The sequence below is a fragment of the Caballeronia telluris genome (assembly GCF_001544495.1).
GTDB classification, from domain to species: Bacteria; Pseudomonadota; Gammaproteobacteria; order Burkholderiales; family Burkholderiaceae; genus Caballeronia; species Caballeronia telluris.
Genome location: NZ_FCNZ02000139.1, coordinates 1 through 903, shown reverse-complemented (window position 1 = coordinate 903; position 903 = coordinate 1). Strand labels below are relative to the sequence as shown.

1 protein-coding gene is annotated in these 903 nt (G+C 56.1%); it reads left to right on the top strand.

Going from position 1 to position 903, the window contains the following annotated elements; all coding sequences use genetic code 11:
• Nucleotides 1-212 precede the first annotated feature (212 nt).
• Nucleotides 213-809: a hypothetical protein gene (locus AWB66_RS34825; RefSeq protein ID WP_087634062.1), complete on the top strand. Its 597-nt coding sequence runs from the start codon at nt 213-215 to the stop codon at nt 807-809.
• Nucleotides 810-903: the final 94 nt, after the last annotated feature.

Sequence of the window (903 nt, the reverse complement as noted above, 5' to 3'; positions counted from 1 at the left end):
CGTCATTCATTACTCCGGCCCACGCCACACTCCTCAACACACGGCCGTGCCGACGACCTCGCGTTCTCTCGTCGCTTCCTCATCGAGCGACGACTGCGAGGGATTACTGCGGGCCTTTTTTGTTCATTCAGTTGAGTCGGGACCCGACTAGCTTGGCAATCGGTCTGTGCGTCGTGATATTAAGCGCTTAATTCGGTGACAAGGAGACGACCATGAAGAACAAGTATCTAAGCATTTTGCCGGCGACAGCCGTTACACTTTTCTCGCTCAGCGGTGCAGCGCAGGCCGGCGACCACGATGGCCACCGCGGCCTTTGCTCAAACGAAACGCTAAGGGGACCGTATAGTTTTATCGGCCACGGAGTGATACTTGGATTAAAAACTGCCGATGGAGTGTTGCATCCGTACGACGCCCCATCGATCCTTGATGACGTCGCCCTGGTGACGTTTGACGGCACGGGCGGATTCCACCGCACCGACTTCGGCATGATCGGCGGGTTGCCGAAAGGGGGGAAGACGACATTCAATTCTGCCCAGCACGGCCTCTACACGGTCAATTCCGATTGCACCGGCACCATGCAAATCTTTTATGACGTCGGCGGTGCCGTGCCAGCTGGCGTCGAAACTGATCTGAACATCGTCGTCGCAGAAGACGGAACGCTCATCGAATCCGTTGTCTACAGGGCGGTCACTGTGGCAGGCACTGCCAAGGACAACACAAGGTGTCCAAAGAATTGCGAACAAGGTGTGCAAGAGTATTTTGAGGGGAAAAAGGTCGCGGTCTATGGCTCCCACGAGTCGAACCGCTGATGGATTCACGCTCGCTAAGGTTTGCAGGCTCGAGATCCTTTAATTCCCACGCCTCCAGCCTGATGATTAGATCGCGATACTTGGGCGCCGGCGC

Coding starts and splice junctions, on each gene's coding strand:
- AWB66_RS34825 (WP_087634062.1), top strand. CDS start 213: ATGAAGAACAAGTATCTAAGCATTTTGCCGGCGACAGCCGTTACACTT.